We start from the raw sequence: 20252 nt of genomic DNA, 5'->3' as shown, positions 1-20252 counted from the left end.
TTTAACATTAATCATTTAAACTCTGTAAATAGTTGTATGCTTCTTGACCAGCAATACTACCATCACCAACAGCATTAGCGATTTGGCGTAAGTCTTTTGCTCTAACGTCACCTAATGCAAAAATGCCGGCAACCTTGGTTCTCATATGTTCATCTGTTGGAATCCAACCATTTTCATCAGTCACGCCCAAATCCTTAAATGGTGCTGTTTGCGGAATAACGCCAACGTAAATGAAAACGCCGTGAGTTGCTAGTTTCTTTTCTTCGCCTGAAACCTTATCACGATAAGTTACACCAGTTACGCGGTTGCCATCACCATCGATCGATTCCGTAATGCCATTCCAAATGAAATGAATTTTATCATTGGCAAAAGCGCGTTTTTGCAAAGTCGGTTGTGCGCGCAATTGATCTCTACGATGAATAACTGTAACAGATTTTGCGCTCTGGGCAAGGTAAATTCCCTCTTCAATCGCGGAATCACCACCACCAATAACTGCAATGTCCTCATTTTTGAAAAAGGCGGCATCACAAACGGCACAATAGGAAACGCCTTTACCAGAATATTCCTCTTCCCCGGGAACGTTTAAGTGACGATGATCAGCACCGGTAGCAATAATTAAAGCCTGCGTTGAATATTCAGCCGTATCTGTCTTAACAATCTTTTCATTGCCTTCAAGAGTAACAGATTGAACATCACCATATTCAAATTCGGCGCCAAATTTCATCGTCGAATTATACATTTTTTCGCCTAATTCAGGCCCCTTAACCTCGCTAAAACCAGGATAATTATCAATCGCATCAGTATTATTCATCTGACCACCATAAAGGCCGCGATCTAAAATTAAAACCGATAAATTAGCCCGTGAAGCGTATAACGCTGCCGTTAATCCGCCAGGACCTGCTCCAATAACAATTACATCATATTTCTTTGTCATATTTCCACCTTAAAAAACTTATTTTTCGTAAGTAAATCTTACAATGGAAATGGACTAAAGTCTAATTTCCTGTTTTGGACTTCTGCCCATCATTTGCTTAATTTCGTCATCAACGTTGGAATTTTCATATAAAACACGGTAAATAGCTTCACTAATTGGCATATCAATCTGTTTTTCTTCACAAAGTTCATGAACTGCCTTAACGGTCGTTGCACCTTCAACTACTTGTCCCATATTTCGCAAGACATAATCAAGTGACTTGCCCTCACCCAGTTGTTTACCGCAGCGCCAATTACGTGAATTAACAGATGTACAAGTAACAATTAAGTCGCCGATTCCGGATAACCCACTAAACGTCATCGGATCAGCACCAAAATAATTAACTCCCAAACGGGTAATTTCTGCCAAGCCTCTAGTCATTAAAGCTGCTTTAGCATCGTCACCGTATTTTTTACCAACTAAAATTCCAGCAGCGATTGCGATAACGTTCTTAACGGCCCCAGCAACTTCAACACCAATCAAATCGCTATTAGTGTACAAACGGAAATAATCATTTGACAACATTTCTTGGACTTTTTCAGCATTTTTCTTACTTGTTGAAGCACATGAAATTGCCGTTAAGTCTTTTTGAGCTACGCTTTCGGCATGGCTTGGACCTGAAATAGCAACGATAAGGTCTTCATCTTCAGGATATATTTCTTCAGTTAGAATTTCCGAAATCAATTTTTTAGAGCCTGGTTCAATTCCTTTAGTAGCAGTAACAATAAGTGGCTTACGTCCACTTTTAGCTAAAATCTGACCTGCCTGTTTAGCCACGATTCGAACCGCTTGCGTTGGCAAAACGAAGAGAACCACTTCCGCATTTTCTAAGGCTTTATTCAAATCTTCTGTAGCAGTAACGGTTTCATTAACCTGCCAGTCTTTCATGTAGTGCTCGTTAGTATGATGCTCATTAATTTCTTGATTAACAGCTTCGTTGTTGCCATAAAGAATTACATCATTACCCTTGTCAGCTAACATTGAACCTAAAACCGTGCCCCATGAACCAGCACCTAAAACTGCAATTTTTGTCATTTTTCTTCCAGACTTTCTTTTAAATATATTTTTATTAATCTCTTGAATACGGAAATTTCAATCCACTACCATCAAGATACCACTTTGGCTTAACAACTTTGCGCCGATAAATAAAAAGTGCAACAATCACGATTAGCAAAATCAAGCTAAGCAATTGTGAAACTCTAATTCCTGCCGTCAGGTAAAGGCTGTCTGTCCTTAACCCCTCTACAAAAAAGCGCACAACTGAGTACCAACTTAGGTAAAGCATAAAAACTTCACCCTGCTTGAACAAATGCTTTCTGTGTCGTAAAGCTAAAATCAAGATTAACCCAATTAAATTGAAAAACGATTCGTATAAAAAGGTAGGCTGATAATAAACTCCGCCAATTTTCATTTGTTCAATAATAAAGCTAGGTAAGTGCAAACTTTGCAAGAAATGCAAGGTTGTTGGACCACCATGGGCCTCCTGATTAAAAAAGTTGCCCCAGCGACCTAAAATTTGGGCTGCCATCACGCCAGGAGTAATAACATCAAGCATTAAGAAAGGCGGCAACATTCTTTTATAGCAAAAAACCAGTAAAACTAACAAGCCCGCCAGCAAGCCGCCATAGATTGCAATACCACCATTCCAAATCGCAATAATTTGATCAGGGTGTTTAGCATAATAACCCCATTCAAAAATTACGTAATACAAACGGGCCCCAACATAGCCAAGTGGAACGGCCCATAAAAGCAGGTCTAAGAAATCGTCACTTTCAATCTGCCGTTTTTTTCCTTCTATCATGGCCATCGAAACAGCTAAAATTATCGCTGCTGCCATGATTACGCCGTACCATTTTACACTTAAACCGCCCAAGTTAAAGGCTATCGGGCTGATTGTTCCGATCATTTATCCGCATCCTTTGCTTTTTTGGTTGAATTATCTTTTGAATTCTGAGCAATTAAAGCAGTTAAATTATTGTCAAAAGTTGTTGTTGCATTGTAGCCAATCCGTTTAGCACGAAAGTTCATAGTAGCAATTTCAATTATGTCTTCCATATTCCGACCAACTTTAACTGGAATCGTAATTTGCGGTACCTCAACATTACAGATCTCGCGTTTGCTTTCCTCAAAGCCAAGACGATCATAATTGACCTTATTGTCCCAATTAACGAGCTTGATGACTAACTGGATAGTTTCACGATTTTTAACTGCGCCAACACCGAATAAATCCATGACATCAATAATTCCGATCCCCCGAATTTCCATTAAATGCTTTAAAATTTGGGGTGCTTCACCAACGACAGTTTCCACATCTTTTTGGTAAACATCTACTCGGTCATCCGCAATTAGGCGATGCCCGCGGTGAATTAAACCTAAAGCCGTTTCAGACTTTCCAACGCCTGAATCGCCAGTGAGCAAAACGCCTAACCCCTTTACTTCAACCAAGACACCATGAATTGTGTCTCTAACTGCCAACCGCTCACGCAAATATTCAGTTAACACGCTTGAAACATAAGTGGTTGATTCTGTTGAAGATAAAATAGGAATTCCCGCATTATCAGCTGCTTCAATTAATTCTTTCGGAATTGGAAGAGAACGTGAAATAAAGAAACACGGCGTCTCGGGAGTACATAGCCTCTTAAAGACATTAACTAAACTTTCATGATCAAGCCTTGCAGCATATGAAATTTCAGTTCGTCCCAAAAGTTGGATTCTTTCTTTAGGATAAAAATCAAAATATCCTGTCAGTTCCAGTCCTGGCCGATAAATGTCAGAAACCATAATTGCACGGTCATCAATATATTGACTTCCTTTAACAACATACGCAATTTTATTATCGCGAATTAAATTCTTTAACTTAACTGCATTAGCCATTTTGCACTCCTCTTAGCTTATTTATCGACATCTTTAGTATGCGCATTGCGGACCTTTTTTCTTTTAGGCCGGCCATTTGGTTGCTGAGAATTGCCAGACCAATCATTCCAGTTATCAAAGTCGGGACCGTGAGGCTGGTCATCATCTTTTTTCGTAAAATGATTAATCAGCCAAAGTATTCCCGCAATAACTATAATTGCAGGCAAAAGGATAAATAAAAGATGAAAGAAAGCAAAAATCACGCATAGAATTATCACTGCCACTAAGACAATACCAACAATTCCCCAAAAACTCATTTTTTCACCTACTCTGGGTTATCTTGACTAAGCAACCATTGCAAGTATGCATAAACAAATGGTTGCAATTTCCCATCCATTACACCACTTGTATCCGAAGTTTCATAGCCTGTTCGTAAATCTTTAACCAAATTATAAGGATGAAAAACATAGGATCTAATTTGTGAGCCCCAGCCAATCTCCTTTTGGTCACCCTTAAGTTCTTGCTTATGTTGCCGTTTTTTCTCTTCTTCTAAATGAAACAACTTTGCGCGAAGTTCATTCATTGCCGTCTCACGGTTTTGAATTTGTGAGCGCTGTGCCTGCGAAGTCGTTACAAATCCGGTCGGCAGGTGTGTTATTCGAACCGCACTTGACGTTTTATTGATGTGCTGACCACCTGCACCGCTAGACCGATAAACATCTATCCGTAAGTCTTTAGGATTAATATCAATTTTAATGCTATCGTCAATTTCCGGAATAACTTCAACAGATGCAAAAGACGTATGTCTTCTCTTAGCAGAATCAAACGGCGAAATACGAACTAGCCGATGAACCCCGTTTTCAGATTTAAGCAAGCCATAGGCATTCTTACCACTGACTCTGACACTAACACTTTTAAGACCGGCTTCTTCACCAGGCTCATAGTTATTAATTTCAAATTTAAATCCTCTGCTATCCGCATATCGTTGATACATTCGTAATAACATTTGGCCCCAGTCCATTGCTTCTGTCCCACCAGCTCCTGGGTGAATTTCAAGCAGTGCATTATGACCATCATATTGTCCTGCCAAAAGAAGATCCATTTCATAATTATGAAAATCTTCTTGTAGGGATTCCAAGTCAGTTTCAACTTCTTTTTGCAATTCAGAATCAGGTTCTTCACGCAATAATTCCAAGGCAGTAATTTCATTTTGGTAGTTTTCCTGCAAGCTTAAAAATGAATCACGCTTTTCTTTTAATAAGTTAGTTGCGCTGATTAACTGCTGCGCCTTGTCCTGATTATCCCAAAATGAAGGTTCCTGCATCTTGCTTTCATTGACAGCAATTGTTTCGTCAATCGAATCTAAGTCAAAGAGACCCCCTAAAGTGGTCTAACCGCTTTTTTAATTCATCTAATTGATTTTGAATTTCACTAATTTCCATTTATTTTAAATCTCTCCTAAATCTCTCAATTAAGCAAAAGTAAAAAAAGAGAAAGCAGCTGCTTTCTCTTCAACCTTACCTGTTAACGACTAAGATTTTGTCTGATTTCAGCTTTCATGAATAACCGAGTCACATCAAACTCAATATTCGAGACCATTTCTTCAAACATATTGTAGCCAGAATCTTGATATTCAACCAAAGGATTAAGTTGACCATATCCACGTAAACTAATCGATTGCCGTAATTGATCCATCGCATCAATATGATCAGTCCAGTGTTCATCAACCACCCGAAGGATAACTACCTTTTCAAATTCCAACATTTGCGCTTGGTCTGCTAAAACGTCGGCCTTTTCCTGATAGTTAGTTTCAACTTCATTGTATAATTTTTCTTTTAATTCAGGAACAGTAATTGTCTTGAAGTCAATTTCTTCTGTTTGCTCTTCAGAAAGAATACTTGAGCTAATAAAGTCACGCAATGAATCTAAGCGCCACTTACTACGGTCACCTTGAGTAAACATGTCCACTTGACTATTAATTGTACGACGAATCATTGGAATCAGGACATCTTTAAGCGAGTTTTCCTCTTCGATAACTTGCATCCGTTCACCGTAAATAATTTCACGCTGAATACGCATAACATCATCATATTGTAAAGTTTGCTTACGCGTATCATAGTTGTTACCTTCAACACGTTTTTGAGCAGACTCAACCTGACGAGTAATTAAACGACTCTCGATCACTTTATCATCATCATTATCCGATAAGCGGTCCAAGAAATCTTTTACGCGCTCGCCACCAAAGCGTTTCATCAAATCATCTTCAAGTGACAGGTAAAATCTGGTTTCACCCGGATCACCTTGTCGACCGGACCGGCCACGCAGCTGATTATCAATTCTTCGCGATTCATGTCTTTCAGTACCAATTACTGCAAGTCCACCCAGTTCTTTTACTCCAGGCCCCAATTTAATATCAGTACCACGACCAGCCATGTTAGTTGCGATTGTGACCGCACCACGTTGTCCGGCATTCATAATAATTTGAGCTTCCTTAGCATGGTTTTTGGCATTAAGAACTGCATGTGGAATGCCTTCTTTATCCAAAAGATTACTTAGACGTTCTGAACTTTCGACGGCAACAGTACCAACTAAAACAGGTTGGCCTTTTGCATGACGTTCTCTAATTTCATCTACAACTGCTGCAAATTTTGAAGATAAAGTTGGATATAAAATATCCGAACGGTCCTTTCTGATTACAGGACGGTTAGTTGGAATCGTAATTACCTGCATATTGTAGATTTCACGAAATTCTTCTTCTTCAGTCTTAGCGGTACCGGTCATTCCGGCAAGCTTTTTATACATTCTAAAGAGGTTCTGGTAAGTAATCGTCGCCTGTGTCTTTGATTCTTCCTGAATTTTCACATTTTCTTTAGCTTCAATTGCTTGGTGAAGTCCATCAGAATAGCGACGTCCCTTCATTACCCGTCCAGTAAATGAATCAACGATCAATACTTCACCATCTTGGACAACATAATCAATGTCCTTAAGCATGATGTAGTTAGCCCGCAAAGCCTGGTCAATATGGTGAACCAATTTTTGGTTTTCCACATCATAAAGGTTTCTTAAGCCAAAGTGATCACAAGCTTTTTGAATTCCCGTTCTGGTCAAAGAAATAGTTTTCGTCGGCCAATCAATCTTGTAATCGCCATGATCTTCTTCGTCTTCGACATCATCATCACTCTTGTCTTCTTGGAGTGTCTTTACAAATCTGTCAGCTCTAATGTAATCGCCATTTGCTTGTTCAGCTTCACCAGAAATAATCAAAGGCGTTCTGGCCTCATCAATTAAAATCGAATCGACCTCATCAATAATAGCGTAATTAAGTTCACGCTGAACCATTTGCTCTTTATAAACGACCATGTTGTCACGCAAATAGTCGAAGCCTAATTCTGAGTTAGTTGAGTAAGTAATATCACATTCATAAGCTTCACGTTTTTCATCAGGTGACATAGCATTAAGGTTTAAACCAGTAGTTAAACCAAGCCAGCGATATAACTGACCCATTTCTTCTTCATCACGGCTAGACAAGTATTCGTTGACAGTTACAACGTGAACACCCTTACCAGTTAACGCGTTTAAATAAACGGGCATTGTCGCGGTTAAAGTCTTACCTTCACCGGTCATCATTTCAGCGATATTACCATAATGCAAGGCAATCCCACCCAGAATTTGAACGTGGAATGGATACAGACCCAATACCCGTTTTGCCCCTTCACGTGCAACGGCAAAAGCTTCAGGTATTAATGAATCTAATGATTCACCCTTTTCAAGGCGTTCACGAAATTCAGGTGTCTTTGCCTGCAAGTCTTCGTCAGAAAGTTTGGCATATTCGTCAGCATGACTTTCTACCTTATTAGCAATCTTTTCGAATTTTTTTAGTTCTCTTTTATCGTTATTGTATAGTTTCTTTAAAATGTTTACCATTTAATCGATCCTTATATGTACTTAAGTATAAAAACACATGATAATTTTACCATGATTGACCCTAAATTAAAAATAAACAAAACAAAGACCTCACACTAAATGTGAGGTCCTCACTTAAATAGCAGTTATTTATTTTGTTTCAATTAAGCCGTAACGACCATCATTTCTGCGATAGACAACACTAGTACCATTTGTTTCAGCATCCTGAAATACGAAGAAATCATGCTCTAGCATGTTCATTTGTAAAATAGCTTCTTCAGGACTCATTGGTTTCAAACCAATTTGCTTGTTACGAACAATCGTGAATTCACTTGTTTCTTTATCTTTAGTCTCTTCTTCAGAACTTTCAACAAAGAAATCACTAATTCCTTTTTCACGACTCTTGCGGTTAACCCGAGTCTTATATTTTCTTATTTGTCTTTCTAATTTTTCAGAAACAAAGTCGATACTGCGGTACATATCATCAGTTGTTTCTTCTGCTCTCAATACTAAGTATGGAAGTGGAATAGTAACTTCAACTTTAGCAGTCCGATCACGATAAACCTTCAGGTTTACATGGGCGATTATATCTTGATTCAAGTCGAAATACTTTTCTAATTTCTTCAGGCGTTTTTCAACGTAACTTCTTAAAGCATCAGTTACCTCAATATTTTCACCACGAACATTATACTTTAACATATGAGATTCTCCTTTCAACTGCACCCTGCAGTCTTTTCTTATTTACATTATAACAAAACTTGAAAGCGCTGAACAACATTATTCTACCTACAAATCGAAAAGCTTGCTATTTTAGCTTGAGGGAAAGCCGTTAAAAGAGCATTTCGAGCATGATAAAGCGTCCTTCCAGTTGTGTAAATATCATCTAAAAGTAAAACTTTTTTAAAATTAAAATTAATATTAGTATTTTCTAGTACAAAAAAACTCTGTTTACTCAATAAGCGCTCCTTACGCGTCTTTTCCCCCTGAGCCTTTACTCCACTTTTTTTACCTAAAACTGTTGTCAATGGAACTAAATCGGCAAAAATTGCACTGATTGTATCAAATTGCCGCTGTTGTATATGTTCTGGTGCCGTCGGAATTGGTACGTAAAAATCTGCTCGGTGCTTTCCCAATTCCTGCCAACATAGTTCTTGTAAGACCTTTCTTAAAATATAATCGCCATAACGTTTATAATTCACCATCAACTCGTGAAAGGCATCATTATATTTAAAAACGGCATAATTTCTAAGCAAGTTTCCTGTATATTTTCTCTTCCAAGCTTCGCAATCTGAGCAGATTTGACCTGAATCTAATTCTTTGGAACAAATTTGACAACGCGAACTTTTTAGCTGCACAAACTTGCTCCGGCAATGAAAGCAAATAACTTGCTCAGGCTTTTTGGATAATAGGAAAAGCTCACGCAAAGAAAGCTGGGCGGCAAACTTTTGCCCACAAAGCAGACATCTTCTCATTTATTCATCGCCTCAATTTGGTTCTTAGCTTCCCGAATATTTTTGGTATATTTGCGGTAGCAAAACAAAACTAACCCAGTAGTATCGTCTTGCGCCCGACCAACTCGACCCGCGATTTGAACCAAACTAGCCGCAGTATAAATTTGATCGTCAGCCTGAACAATAATTACCCAGACATGTTTAAACGTTACGCCTCTTTCCAAAATCGTTGTCGTCACGAGCAGTTGTAATTCGCCGTCTCGAAACATCTGCACTTTACGCAAGCGATTCTTATCTTGGGCCCAGACGCCCGCCATCTTTACCTGATTAATTATTTTTACTTTTTTCAGGGCGGCTATGTAATCGGGTATCTGGTCAATTCGCGGAACAAATAATAGTAAAGGATGGCCCTTTTTAAGCGCAATAATAATTGCTTTTAACAGTTTGGGATGAATTTTGCCATGTGCTAAAAACGGCTTTAAAAATAACTGTTCTCTTGGGACGGGTAAAAGGCCACCATGAAATCGCCTGTTTAAACGCAAAATGTCAATCTTGCCGGCTTTTGCTTCACTTAACAAGTCTGCAGTTGGCGTTGCCGTCAAATAAACACGCATGCCGTTGTTCTTAACAGCATTTTTAGCAGCAAAATGAAGCTGGGGATTTTCAACGTAGGGAAAGGAGTCTGCCTCATCAATCACTAATAAAGCAAAAGCATGATAAAACTTAAGCAGTTGATGCGTAGTACAAATTGTCAATTGCTCTAGTCCAGGCTGCTTAAATTCTTGACCATGATATTTGCCAATCTCAATTTCGCTAAAAGCCGCCTGAAAACGTGGAAAGAGCTCATTGACAACATCAATGCGTGGCGTTGCGATACAGCAGCGCTTTTTCTGCGCAATACATTCAGCAATTACCGGAAAAAGCATTTCGGTCTTTCCTGCCCCTGTAACTGCATGAACTAAGGTGTCCTGTTTTGACCGAAAATTTGTTACTAAGTTATGCGCAATTTTTGCTTGTGCCCCAGTTAATTTGCCGGCCCAGGTTAAGCCACCATTTTTTCTTGTCGGAAAACTCACTTCATTTTGATAACGTATTAAAAAATCCCCCTCGACTATTCGCCCAATTCCAATGCATTCACGGCAATATCGTTTTTTATTAGGTAAATGGGCGTAAACTTTTGCTCCACAACGGTTACAATGACCAGCACTGATTGCACTGGTTTTGGTTAATCCCGCAATTATGCTAAAATCCTTGTGACTGCTAATCCATTGGCGGCCAGCGAGATTTGATAAATTTTCCATTATTTTTCTCCTCCGCTATTAAGTACGCAAAAAGGAGGCAAAATTTTTTGACCAAAGAAGAAAATTATTTAACCATCAAAGAAAATGGTTCGCATGAAATAGTGATTAAGAAAAGTCGCTTTATCGCAACATTAGCCCGCACTGAAACAGTTGAGGACGCAGAAAAAGTAATTGCGGCGGTCAGCAAAAAATACCACGATGCAACTCATAACACGTTTGCATATACTATCGGACTAAACGACGATCATGTGAAAGCCAGTGATAATGGTGAGCCATCGGGAACAGCCGGCGTCCCAGAATTAAAAGCATTGCAGCTCATGAAACTCAAAAATGTCACGGTAGTAGTTACCCGCTATTTTGGTGGCATCAAGCTGGGTGCAGGTGGATTAATCCGCGCATACTCTAACAGTGTTACTAAGGGAGCTGAGGCAATCGGCGTTGTCAAGCGCGTATTGCAGCAAGAACTTAGTTTTCATGTAGCCTATAATCGCTTGGATGAAGTAAATCATTTTTTGACAAACGAGCAAATTTACGTTGAAAAAATCACTTATGGCGTAGATGTTGTAATTCATCTTTTTATTAATGAACAAGAGCAAGCTGAGTTAGAAGAAAAGTTAAGCAACTTACTTGCGGGCAAAGTAACTTTTACTAAGGGTGAAAAGCGGTATAACGAAATCGAAATTACCGACCATCATTATCATGAGCACTAAAAAAAGGACTAAATTAGTCCTTTTTATTTTTCTTCTTTAATTGTTCTGGTTTAGCCTGCCCCAGATGCCATACTTCAACGGTTGGATCTTTCTTACTGCGGGAACTGATAATTTTTTGTATCAACGTTAGCAGAGGTTTATATTTTTCTCCCAGTAAACCTATTGACTCAACGAATAGTTCAAGTGCTAAAGCTAATCCTGCTATCAGTAGCCACATTCCCCATACGGGTGACAATAAAAACAGCAGGGAAATAAATGAAAAAATTAACGAAATCGCATAGATTGCTAAAACGGCCTGCCGGTGCGTTAACCCCATTTTCATCAGTTGGTGATGCAAGTGGTGCTTATCTGCCTGCGAAACTGGTTGATTATTAAGTTTACGCCTAATCATTGCATAAATAGTATCAGTAATTGGTACACCTAAAATCGTGACTGGCACTAGCATTGAGATAAAAGTTACGTTTTTTAACCCTTTAAGTGAAAAAACAGCAATCATAAAACCAATATACAGTGCCCCAGTATCACCCAAGAACATCTTGGCTGGATGAAAGTTATACGGCAAAAAACCGAGTAAACAGGCAGCTAACATGAAACAGCCAATTGGAATATACAGCTGGTTGGTATGCAGGAAAAAGTAGCCGACAATCCCCATCGTAATAAGCGAAATCATTGATACACCATCAGCCAGGCCATCAAGACCATCAATTAAATCGACGGCGTTAGTTAAGGCCAAAATCCAAAAAATCGTGATTGGTAAACTCCACCAGCCTAAATCAATCTGCTTATTTACAAACGGGAGATTGAGAACGTTCATCTTAATTCCGGCCAAGAAATAAATAATCAGGGCGCCAATAAAAATACCAAACATTTTTTGGCGCGGTTTAAGTTCGAGAATATCATCAATTATCCCTGTCAACACAATAACACTTGAGCCCAAAAGGACACTAAAAGCCTCATGTGTAGGGAATTGCTCACGCAGCAAAATAAACGCCCCGATATTAAAAGTAACAAAAATGCCTAGTCCACCAAGAGTGGGCATGGGCTTTTTATTAACCCGCCGCTTATTAGGAACATCAACAGCCCCTAAAACAAAGGCAAGTCTACGAATAAATGGCGTGATTGCTGCTTGAATGATCACTAAGAAAAATAATTCAACGATAATTTTATACATAGTCGGCTACTTTCATAAATTAGTTGCTTTAATTATACAGACTTGATCAAAAATGTACAAATCACTCCCACCAAAGCTGATTAAAAGCTTACCGACTAAATATTAATGATTAACTTAAAAGTGGATTCTTGACGAATCCACTTTTATTATTAGTCGTGCTGCGAGGCACCAGAACTGGCATCGACTTTCTTAGTTGCATTATTTGCCGCACTAACACCAGCAATACGACCAAAAACAATTGCGTTGGTAATGCCCATGCCGCAGCCAGGATAAGTCATGCCCCGCCAACCACCAGTAGTACTGCCGGCCGCGTATAGATTAGCGATTGGCCTATCTTGATTATCCAAAACTTCAGCTCTCCGATTGATGCTTAAGCCTCCTGCCATATCTGGAGTTGAAGGAGCTAATTTAGCAGCATAATACGGTGGTTTAAAAGCCGTCAAGTCTTTTTCACGGCCGAATTCCGTATCTTGCCCTTTAAGAACATCATTATTCCACTTAGTAATCGTTGCCTGCAAAACGGTCGAATCTAACCCAATCTGTTCAGCTAAAGCCTTAATGGTTTCTGCCTTTTTAAAATAGCCATCTTCAACTTCTCGTTTCAAATGTGGCGAAGCGGCCGGGGCAGAAAAGGCTGTCGGCATTTCATTTGCCATTCCCTCATCAAAAAGTAACCACACAAAACCTTGATCCAGACTGGCAATTTTTTTAGAAGCAAATTCAAAATACATGTCTTCCCGAAAATGTCTTTTAGCATCAGTACCAACCCAAATATAAGGCTTGGTCCAAGCAGTACATAAAGGTCCAATACAAACATTATCACCAGATTGCGTTCCAATTGAATTAGCAATCGGCATCCACATAGCTTTTAGCTTGGCACCTATTTGTGCACCCATTCGAATTCCATCGCCCATTTGCCTAATTGAGCCATATGATTCCCCTACTGCAAAATCCGGGGCAAAACTTTTGAGCATTTCCTTATTACGCGAAAAACCAGCGGTAGCAACAATCACGCTTTGAGCGCGGTAATTGCCTTTATTGGTATGCACGCCAATAACTTGGTTATTTTGATTGGTAATTAAACTTTCTGCTGTTATATTAAAAATAAACTCAGTACCTAATTTTTGAGCACGCTTGAATAAAGGTTTGGAAAGACCGTAGCCACTTTTTTCAACAGTCAAGTGTGAACGGGCTGCCGGAACAGCATACTTTTTCATTGCTTCTTCATTACCGATTTGCTGAACTTCCTGAAAGTTAACTCCAACATCGTTAGCTAACCACTCATAATCTTCAGCACCGTGTTCAACAATTACTTCACGCATATCAGGATCTTCATACCCTTGACCAACTGCCTTTAAGTAATTATTCCAATTTTCCTTTGAATCCTTAATTCCTTGGGCCTTTTGCAAACTTGTACCGCCACCTGCATTATAATAACCGCCAGATAAAGTCATATCTGACAACATGTAGCTTGATGCATACTCAAGGCAAATAACCGCTTTGCCCTTTTGCCGAGCAGAAATAGCGGCTGCAAGACCAGCAGCGCCTGCACCAATTATTAATACCTCAGTTTCTTTTTCAAAGTGGATTTTGTCTGGATCAAGATAGCGATAATCTTCATTATCTTCTTGTTTAGCTGTTCGCAAATCAATCTTCTGATCAAGCCCGCTAGGATCTCCCGCTTTAAGCAAAGCGTCCTTGACAGCTTTTTCAACAGCCTGAAAGCTAATCGTAGCACCCGTTACGGCATCAATATTGTAAGACTGCTTAGCCACTATCAATTCCGGAGCCTTTTTAAGTGCGTCTGTGCTAATACCTTCGGTTTCATTTTGATCATCAACATGAACTGCCTTAATCTGGTTATCTTTTACAGTTACGGATACCTTGACTTCGCCACGATTGCCAGAACCGCTGCCATGATAAATTCCGTCTTTTAAATTAGCCATTTTTTGCCTCTTTTAATTTTATTTAGCCTGCTTTAAAGCAGCACTGACGGCTTCCTTAAATGCCCGACTTGTTGAAGTAGCACCAGATACAACATCAACGTTTGCAGTCTTATCTTTTACCATTTGTTTTTGAAGCTGCTTAATTGCTTGACCGCCATAATCAGGTGACTCACTTTCCTTGAGGACCTCAATTTTAGCCGGTTTTTGTTGCTCATCAACGGTTACCCGAACAACTATTTCATTACCCATTCCGCTACTTGATTTGCCAATATATTGGTTTTTACTGATTGGATAATCTTTTTCAGCTGCAAGAGGAACTGGAAACGAAGTCGAATCGACCTGCTCGTTTACTTGCGCGCTTGCCCCAGTCACAGTATCGTTTTCCTTTGGTTTAGCAGCGTTTTCACCGGCAATCTTGCCAAAAATCAAGCAATCGGCAATATCTCCGCCGCCGTTATATTGGTTAGCGCCAATATGACCTAGCTCACCCGCAGCGTACAAATGTGGTAATACCTGCTGGTCTGTATCAAGTACTTCCGCCTTTTCATTTCGTCTTGGTCCACCTTGAGTATTAAGCATCGTGTGCTGCTGTTTCAAGGAATAAAATGGGCCAGATAGGGAAAGTTTAGTCATTGTTTCTGGCTTTCTACCACATTGATAATCAACACCTTGGTCAACAAAAAAATTATATGTTTCAAGTGTGTTTTGTAAGGTTTCTTCTTTAACGCCGATTTCGTTTGCTAAATCAGCAATTGTGTCAGACTTAACTACTTTATTTAAAACTTCGCGCTGGAAATTATCTAAATCTTCAGCCAAAAATTCGTCATATTTCTTTTGATCAAAAATTAAATGCGGATGAATTTGAGCAAGGGGAATTCGCCATAAACCATGGTTATAGCGATGACCATGACGGGTTGGATCATCTTCAGGAATATAGCGGGTACCGTCATCACCAACCGTAATTAATGAACCCTCAAACAAAGCTTTCCAGCCCATGATATTATGAGCACGTTCGCCTTTTAGCGCTGCAATATTAACGGCACCGCCTGGTTCATAATTATTCATGTGCCACAAATCAGCACCAACTTCTATGGCCATCTTAATTCCGTCGCCCTTGTTATATAGAGTGCCGTATGGCAAAAGTTTCGTTTCTCCCAAATAATCTTGAATCATCTGGTCATTGTTTTCAAAGCCGCCTAATGCCAGAGCCACACCATTTTTAGCCTTAACATTGAACAAATGACCATTATTTTCAATTTGAACACCAATAATTGTTTTAGTTTCATTTTGAATTAAGTGTTTAGCTGGCGTTGAATATAAAACCGAAATCTGATCACTGCGGTCTAGTACATTTTGCCGTAGTTTCTTCCACAATGCTGCATCAAAAATTCGGTCATGAATTAAGAGATCATCATTTGTCTCCGCACCATCAAATTCGGGGTATTCAGCAATCATATATGCTAAAAGTGCTACGTTCTTATTTCCCGGATTTTTGCGAACACTAAAGGCTTTTCCGCCTAAATATTTTTCAAAATAAGCCGGTAAATCCACCATCCCTTTAATAAAGGTATCTAAAACTTTTTCATCTAAATCAAGCGGGGCAGTTAATTGTTGGTAATACTTTTTCAATTGATCATAATCATAACCTGCCTGAACAATTTGACCACAATAACGGGTATTACCACCTTCATGTCCTTCAGGTGCGCTATCGACTAAAAGAACCTTGGCCCCGTTATCCGCTGCAAACCGTGCTGCTGTTGCCCCAGCACCACCAAAACCAACTACAACCACATCATAAACTGCATTCCATGAATCATTATCTTGCAAAAACATTTTTCTATCCTCTTTTTGCATAATTAGCTAGCGGCATTAATACTATTTTTATTAATAATCATTTGGTGTCGGTATTTCAAAACAGTTTTCCCTGTCCACCTTTTAAATGCTTTGTAAAAAGTAGTCACATTGTTAAAACCGACTAAAAAACTGACTTCAGCTGTATTTAGTGTCGCATCCTGTAATAAATTAAGTGCCAAAATTTTTTGGACTTCATTAACTTGCTCTTTATAACTTGTTCCCTCATTTTTTAACCATCGTTGAACAGTTCGCGGTGATATTTCTAACGCATTAGCAACATCTTTTAATTGAAAATTCCCGCCAGCAATTAGTTTAAACAAGGTATTCTGCACTATTGCCTTGAATGGTGGATCAACCTTTAAGTCACTGATATATTTTTTTAATCCTGGTTCCATAAAGTTCCACATAATATCATTTTGGGTTAAAAATGGTTTTAACAGATTGCTTTTACTAAAAACCAAGTAATTATCATGGCAGCTTTGGGAACTAAGTCCTAAGTATTCAGTTATTTTCTTACCATAATTAAATTTACTGCCAATTGATAATGGCTTAATTAACTTACCGGTCCCAGTCCTAAGCAAACTAATCAATGAGATTTGATCCACCAATAGACTAAACCTTGAATTTTTCCGCGAATCATCTAAATAGCTTATATGAACTCTTAGCTTTTCCCCCTCTTTGAAAGTACCAATCTCAATTGGCCCAATTAATTGCTCGTATGATGAAAGCCGTTCGATTGCCTGCAACCCGTTTTTACTAGATAGCGCGGCAAAATAAGGAGGAACAAATTGGTAAATATTACTTACATCACTACAAGCTAACAGCTGCTCATCAGTTGCTTTTTGATCTAATATGGCAAATGAATGTGAACTTTTTAGCCACTTTGAATTAAAATAACGCGTCATATTTCCAGAATCTAGCAAAGCTGAAATAGAATCAAACGGATATCCTAGTTCTTGCAAAAAGCCTTTTAGATTTTTAGCGACTGCTTGATCCATCATTGTCCTCCTATCTAGTTCGTATTGTATACCCTTTCATTTTTTAAAAATATGCTTTTTGGTGCAATTTTATGCTTAAACGCGCCAACAATTATGCTTTTAGTTTTATTTTAGAACAAACAAAAAAGGTTGAACTATAAAAGTTCAACCCTTTATTTATTTTGCAACTGCAACTACTCGTTTTTCTCGAATAACTGTAATTTTAATATTACCAGGATAATCAAGCTCTTTTTCAACTTGATTTCGGATATCACGTGCCAATACCGTGATGCGATCATCAGAAATTTTTTCTGGTTCAACCATTACCCGAACTTCACGTCCAGCCTGAATGGCATATGCCTGCTTAACCCCATCATATCTATTAGCAATCTTTTCCAGTTCAGTCAATCTTCTAATATAATTTTCTAAACTTTCACTCCTGGCACCTGGGCGAGCCGATGAAATCGTATCTGCTGCAACAACTAATTCAGCAATAAACGATAACTTCGGCACATCCCCGTGATGCGCTGCAATTGCGTTAACAACAACATCTGGTTCATGATACTTTCTCGTCAATTCCACACCAATTTCAACGTGTGACCCTTCAATATCATGATCGATGGCTTTTCCAATATCGTGTAATAATCCCGCGCGAACCGCTAATTTCTCATTTAAACCTAGTTCAGCCGCCATTGTTCCGGCTAGTTTTGCAACTTCAATCGAATGGCCAAGAACATTTTGACCGTAAGAAGTCCGATATTTTAGCCGACCAAGAATTTTAACAAGCTCAGGATTCATTTTATGAATTCCTAATTCCATTAAAGCACTCTCTCCAGCTTCATAAATATCATCATTAACTTCTTTACGTGCCTTATCAACCATCTCTTCAATTCGAGCTGGGTGAATCCGGCCATCCTTGATCAAACGTTCCATTGCTCGTTTGGCAATTTCTCGTCTGATTGCATCAAAACCGCTTAGAGTAACAACTTTCGGTGTATCATCAATTATTAAATCGATTCCAGTAAGTGCCTCAAAGGAGCGAATATTACGGCCCTCACGACCAATAATTCGTCCTTTCATTTCTTCATTTGGCAAATCTACAACCGACACCGTTGTTTCTGCCACAGTATCGGCAGAACTGCTTTGAATTGCGTCAATAATAACTTTGTGTGCATAATGATCAGCTTTAGCTTGAACTTCTTCATTACTGTTTCTAATCATTTCTGCTCGTTCTTTGACTAATTCATCTGATAATTGACTCAGCACCAGTTTCTTACCCTGCTCCTTATCTAAATGAGCAATTTCATAGAGCTTTTGCTGGCTCTTTTCAACTAGTTCATCAGCTTCCTGAACTTTTTGATCTAGATCAGTTTGCTCTTTAGCTAGCTGCTTTTCCTTTTCCTTGAGTTCATCCTCCCTTTCTACCATCAAAGAATTCTTGTGATTAAGAGTATCTTCTCTTTGCTGTAAACGGTTATTATCACGTGCAATCGCATCGCGCTTGACGTTTAACTCATCCTCAACTTTTTGTCGATATTCTTGAATCTTTTCTTGAGCTTCAAGAATTTTTTCTTTTTTCGTGTTTTGTGCACTTTGCTTTAAAGCATCTGCTGCTTGCTTTTGTGCGTTGACTTCAGCTTTTGCAGCATCTACTTGTGCTTTTGCCTCGGTTAATATATGGTCGGCATCGTTTTGAGCATTTTGCGCTCTTTTTTCCCAGCCATTCTTGCGAATAGCATATCCAATACCTGTTCCCAATAAAATTGAAATAATAGCAACTGCGACGGGAATCAAAATTGTATTTGTCATGATTACTATCGCCTTTTTTTATTTTTTTAAGATTATTCACACAGTATTAATAATAATGAACCGTGGTGGTGATGTCAATTAAGTAGAAAAAAACCTTGACCTATTTTACAGGTCAAGGTTAATCTCTTCGACTTTAGTTACTTTTGCTATCTGCTTCTTTTTTATCAGAAGCTTCCTTTTCTTTACTCTCAGTCTCTTTTGTTTTCTTAGCTTTGATTTTTTCAGGATCTTCGCGTTCAGCAACAGATTCTTCATCAATGCCATATGCCTGACGTACCTTTTGTTGGACTTCATCATAAATATCTGGGTGGTCTTCAAGATATTTCTTGGCGTTTTCACGTCCTTGACCAATTCGCTCTTCATTATACGAGTACCACGAACCGGCCTTGGCAATGATATCTTTATCAGCTGCCATATCGAGAAGTTCACCACTTTGTGAAATCCCTTTACCATACATCATATCAACTTCAGCAACCTTAAATGGCGGCGCAACCTTATTCTTGACAACTTTAATCTTGACACGATTACCGGTTATCTCTCCACCAGTCTGCTTAATCTTTTCAGCTCGTCTAATTTCTAGCCGAATTGTCGAATAAAACTTCAGTGCACGTCCACCAGGTGTGGTTTCTGGATTACCAAACATAATCCCAACTTTTTCACGAATCTGGTTAATAAAAATAGCAATTGTTTTGGTTTTATTGATATTCCCAGAAAGCTTACGCAAAGCCTGACTCATTAACCGTGCTTGAAGTCCGACGTGGCTGTCGCCCATTTCACCATCAATTTCAGCTTGGGGCACTAAAGCAGCAACTGAGTCAACTATCAAAATGTCAATCGCGCCACTAGTAATCAGCGTGTCAGCAATCTGCAAGCCTTCCTCACCTGTATTTGGTTGTGACAAAATAAGTGAGTCAACGTCAACTCCAAGTGCTTCTGCATAGGCTGGATCCATTGCGTTTTCTGCGTCAATATAGGCAGCTGTTCCCCCGCGCTTTTGCACTTCTGCTACAGCATGCAAAGCTACGGTAGTTTTACCTGAAGATTCAGGCCCATAAATTTCAACAATTCTTCCGCGCGGATAGCCGCCAACTCCAAGAGCTGCATCAAGTGCAAGCGAACCAGATGGAATGGTCGAAATTTTAGTATTTGCCTTATCGCCCATGCGCATAACAGCACCTTTACCAAAATTTTTCTCAATTTTCTTCAGTGCATTTTCTAATGCAGCCTGTTTCTCATCTTTGGCCAAGTATTTTTCCTCCTCTAGTATAGTCCTCAATTTAGTACGTACTAATTATACTTTGATT

At 39.0% G+C, this 20252-nt stretch carries 17 protein-coding genes; 1 reads left to right on the top strand and 16 read right to left on the bottom strand.

Annotated features, from left to right (window positions below; genetic code table 11):
• Positions 1–7: 7 nt before the first annotated feature.
• The 10 genes from trxB to GYM71_RS03700 form a co-directional block, all read right to left on the bottom strand.
• Complete coding sequence (gene trxB / locus GYM71_RS03745; protein ID WP_220220968.1) at positions 8–934, bottom strand: thioredoxin-disulfide reductase; 927 nt, start codon at positions 932–934, stop codon at positions 8–10.
• A 54-nt stretch (positions 935–988) separates the two neighbouring features.
• Complete coding sequence (locus tag GYM71_RS03740; RefSeq protein ID WP_220220967.1) at positions 989–2008, bottom strand: NAD(P)H-dependent glycerol-3-phosphate dehydrogenase; 1020 nt, start codon at positions 2006–2008, stop codon at positions 989–991.
• A 34-nt stretch (positions 2009–2042) separates the two neighbouring features.
• Positions 2043–2879: a prolipoprotein diacylglyceryl transferase gene (gene lgt, locus GYM71_RS03735; RefSeq protein WP_220220966.1), complete on the bottom strand. Its 837-nt coding sequence runs from the start codon at positions 2877–2879 to the stop codon at positions 2043–2045.
• Positions 2876–3847: an HPr(Ser) kinase/phosphatase gene (gene hprK / locus GYM71_RS03730; protein WP_103752114.1), complete on the bottom strand. Its 972-nt coding sequence runs from the start codon at positions 3845–3847 to the stop codon at positions 2876–2878. The genes lgt and hprK overlap by 4 nt, the downstream gene beginning before the upstream one ends.
• Before the next feature lie 17 nt (positions 3848–3864).
• Positions 3865–4143 (bottom strand): hypothetical protein, encoded by a 279-nt coding sequence (locus GYM71_RS03725; RefSeq protein WP_103752113.1) that lies wholly within the window; start codon positions 4141–4143, stop codon positions 3865–3867.
• Between the two features lie 8 nt (positions 4144–4151).
• A protein-coding gene (gene prfB / locus GYM71_RS03720; RefSeq protein WP_220220965.1) for a peptide chain release factor 2 occupies positions 4152–5268 on the bottom strand; the annotation gives its coding sequence in 2 pieces (ribosomal slippage) (positions 4152–5195 and positions 5197–5268; 1116 coding nt in all).
• A gap of 82 nt (positions 5269–5350) precedes the next feature.
• The gene (secA, locus tag GYM71_RS03715) at positions 5351–7750 is read right to left on the bottom strand and encodes a preprotein translocase subunit SecA (protein WP_220220964.1); all 2400 of its coding nucleotides are present in this window, start codon (positions 7748–7750) and stop codon (positions 5351–5353) included.
• Positions 7751–7879: 129 nt separating this feature from the next.
• Complete coding sequence (gene hpf / locus GYM71_RS03710; RefSeq protein WP_103752110.1) at positions 7880–8428, bottom strand: ribosome hibernation-promoting factor, HPF/YfiA family; 549 nt, start codon at positions 8426–8428, stop codon at positions 7880–7882.
• 83 nt (positions 8429–8511) lie between these two features.
• Positions 8512–9201 (bottom strand): ComF family protein, encoded by a 690-nt coding sequence (locus GYM71_RS03705; RefSeq protein WP_103752109.1) that lies wholly within the window; start codon positions 9199–9201, stop codon positions 8512–8514.
• Positions 9198–10481 (bottom strand): helicase-related protein, encoded by a 1284-nt coding sequence (locus tag GYM71_RS03700; RefSeq protein ID WP_220220963.1) that lies wholly within the window; start codon positions 10479–10481, stop codon positions 9198–9200. The genes GYM71_RS03705 and GYM71_RS03700 overlap by 4 nt, the downstream gene beginning before the upstream one ends.
• Before the next feature lie 47 nt (positions 10482–10528).
• Between GYM71_RS03700 and GYM71_RS03695 the strand changes: the two genes are divergently transcribed.
• Positions 10529–11191, top strand: coding sequence for a YigZ family protein (locus GYM71_RS03695; RefSeq protein ID WP_220220962.1), 663 nt, complete (start codon positions 10529–10531; stop codon positions 11189–11191).
• A gap of 13 nt (positions 11192–11204) precedes the next feature.
• On the opposite strand, the gene GYM71_RS03690 is transcribed toward GYM71_RS03695, so the two are convergent.
• The 6 genes from GYM71_RS03690 to recA form a co-directional block, all read right to left on the bottom strand.
• The gene (locus GYM71_RS03690; protein WP_103752106.1) at positions 11205–12362 is read right to left on the bottom strand and encodes a glycosyltransferase family 4 protein; all 1158 of its coding nucleotides are present in this window, start codon (positions 12360–12362) and stop codon (positions 11205–11207) included.
• Between the two features lie 149 nt (positions 12363–12511).
• Positions 12512–14308 carry an FAD-dependent oxidoreductase gene (locus GYM71_RS03685; protein WP_220220961.1) on the bottom strand — a complete coding sequence of 599 codons (1797 nt, stop codon included), beginning with the start codon at positions 14306–14308 and terminating at the stop codon, positions 12512–12514.
• A gap of 18 nt (positions 14309–14326) precedes the next feature.
• A complete protein-coding gene (locus tag GYM71_RS03680) occupies positions 14327–16141 on the bottom strand; it encodes an FAD-dependent oxidoreductase (protein ID WP_220220960.1) in 1815 nt (604 codons plus the stop codon).
• A 23-nt stretch (positions 16142–16164) separates the two neighbouring features.
• Positions 16165–17160 (bottom strand): helix-turn-helix transcriptional regulator, encoded by a 996-nt coding sequence (locus tag GYM71_RS03675; RefSeq protein WP_220220959.1) that lies wholly within the window; start codon positions 17158–17160, stop codon positions 16165–16167.
• Positions 17161–17316: 156 nt separating this feature from the next.
• Entirely contained in the window at positions 17317–18948 is a 1632-nt protein-coding gene (rny, locus tag GYM71_RS03670; protein ID WP_103752102.1) for a ribonuclease Y, read from the bottom strand.
• A gap of 133 nt (positions 18949–19081) precedes the next feature.
• Positions 19082–20194 (bottom strand): recombinase RecA, encoded by a 1113-nt coding sequence (gene recA / locus GYM71_RS03665; protein ID WP_103752101.1) that lies wholly within the window; start codon positions 20192–20194, stop codon positions 19082–19084.
• Positions 20195–20252 lie beyond the last annotated feature (58 nt).

The sequence above is a fragment of the Lactobacillus panisapium genome, from assembly GCF_019469265.1.
Taxonomy (GTDB): domain Bacteria; phylum Bacillota; class Bacilli; order Lactobacillales; family Lactobacillaceae; genus Lactobacillus; species Lactobacillus panisapium.
Note: the sequence above shows the minus strand (reverse complement) of the source record. Positions and strands in the feature narration are given on the sequence as shown.